The sequence below is a fragment of the Synechococcus sp. R6-10 genome (assembly GCF_047461815.1).
Lineage (GTDB): Bacteria > Cyanobacteriota > Cyanobacteriia > Thermostichales > Thermostichaceae > Thermostichus.
In genome coordinates this window covers 1-1,599 of sequence record NZ_JANSHW010000528.1, presented here as the reverse complement: position 1 = coordinate 1,599, position 1,599 = coordinate 1, and the positions used below count along the sequence as shown (strand labels likewise).

General features: G+C 58.1%; 4 protein-coding genes. 3 read left to right on the top strand and 1 reads right to left on the bottom strand.

The genetic code is table 11. The features are described from left to right. Nucleotides 1-219 (bottom strand): acyl carrier protein (locus NW837_RS13280; RefSeq protein ID WP_414332104.1); only part of this gene is annotated, 219 nt, incomplete at its 3' end. 231 nt (nt 220-450) lie between these two features. Between NW837_RS13280 and rpsF the strand changes: the two genes are divergently transcribed. From rpsF to NW837_RS13265, 3 genes are all read left to right on the top strand, one after another. After that, nucleotides 451-741, top strand: a complete 291-nt coding sequence (gene rpsF, locus NW837_RS13275; RefSeq protein ID WP_414332103.1) for a 30S ribosomal protein S6 — start codon at nt 451-453, stop codon at nt 739-741. Between the two features lie 73 nt (nt 742-814). Further along, entirely contained in the window at nt 815-1,213 is a 399-nt protein-coding gene (locus tag NW837_RS13270) for a single-stranded DNA-binding protein (RefSeq protein WP_414332102.1), read from the top strand. Between the two features lie 27 nt (nt 1,214-1,240). Beyond that, the coding region (locus NW837_RS13265) for a M14 family zinc carboxypeptidase (RefSeq protein WP_414332101.1) at nt 1,241-1,599 on the top strand (359 nt) is incomplete at its 3' end.

Here is a 1,599-nt window from a genome sequence, read left to right as displayed (position 1 = left end):
GTTGACAGCGTCTTGCACGGTGGCGATCCTTTCTGCATCTTCATCGGGGATCTCCAGATCGAATTCCTCTTCAAAAGCCATGACCAGCTCCACCGTATCAAGGCTATCGGCCCCCAGGTCGTTCTGGAAATTGGCTTCCGGGGTCACTTTGTCGTCTTCCACGCCCAGTTGATCGGACACGATCTTGCGAACACGGCTATAAACTTCGTCTGCGCTCATGCTTGGAATCCCAACTCTCGATTCAGCGTGTCTTGGCCGGGCCAACCAGCGGCCAATGAAGCAATCCCTATTGTATCGGACAATGGATCCCCTCTTGTGAGCAGCCTCACCTGCATTGGCTGCTGCGGCCAGGGTATGGGAATTGGGCGGCAGCCTTTTCGGTTGTGGGAAAGAAAAGCTAGTATAGTCCACTGCGTCTCTACCACTGGATTCTAAGGAGAACTTGCTTCCATGCCCCGCGCTTACGAAACGATGCTGATTGTGCGTCCTGATCTGTCAGATGAACCCCTCGAACAACTGCTCAGCAGTCAGGAGGCGATCCTGCGAGAGAACGGAGTGAACCACGTGGAGATCACCAACAGAGGCAAGCGTCGCTTTGCCGGGTTTGAGATGAAAAAGTTCAAGGAGGGTCTGTACATCCAGTTCAACTACGAAGCCGAACCCAGTGCGGTGGCTGCCTGGGAGAAAAACCTGCGCATCAACGAGAGTGTGCTGCGCCACATGACCCTCCGCGTCGGCTAGGTTTGACGGCATCCTGGCCTGCGGGCATGATGGAAGTGCCCTGAGCTGCCCCTTATCCCTGGATGGCTCCGTTATGAACTCGATTGTGTTGATGGGCGAGGTTCTGTCTGAGCCGGAGCTGCGCTACACCCCTGATAACTTAGCTGTTGCGTCCTTGGTGATCGGCTTTCCCAGCTTGCGCCCGGATGAGCCGCCCTACCGGGTGCGCGTTTCCTCTTTTGGAGAACTGGCCAAAAGGGTGGTGGACACCTGCCATGTGGGCGACCAAATCACAGTGGAAGGCCAACTGCACATGAATGTGGTGGAGCGAGATGGGCGCAAGGAAAAGCTGGCCGAGATCACCGCGCGCCGTGTCCATCAGCTGGGATCCGCTCGCGTCCTCTCTCTGACGGGGATGGGTGAACCGGCGATTGTGGAATCCTCTGAGGGGGATGTGGTTTCCCCACCGGAGCCGGACGATCTCCCGTTCTAACGGTTGCGAGACTTGCCGGGATCCCCCATGTCTCAGGAACTTGCTGCGGGTGAACCTTTGGGATCCCTGCGGGTCATCGGCTACTCGGTGCAGGGGCGTCCCATTCACCTTTGGCAGCTCACCCAAGGGATCCGCTCCTTGCTGCTGATCGGCGGAGTACACGGGGATGAGGTGGAGGGCTATGCCCTGATCGAGCGCTATGTGGCTTCTGGGAAATGGGGATCCCTGGCCGGGAAAGCGACCTTGTGGGCAATCCCTCGCTTGAACCCGGATGGCTGTGCCCTGGGGCAACGTCTCAATGCCAACGGTGTGGATCTCAACCGCAATCTGCCCACCCAAGATTGGATCCCGGCCTCTTTGGAAGCTCGCTATCCGCCCGGAGCAGC

Excerpts from the sequence above, each read along its gene's own strand:
- rpsF (WP_414332103.1), top strand. The coding sequence starts at position 451 with ATGCCCCGCGCTTACGAAACGATGCTGATTGTGCGTCCTGATCTGTCA.
- NW837_RS13270 (WP_414332102.1), top strand. The coding sequence starts at position 815 with ATGAACTCGATTGTGTTGATGGGCGAGGTTCTGTCTGAGCCGGAGCTG.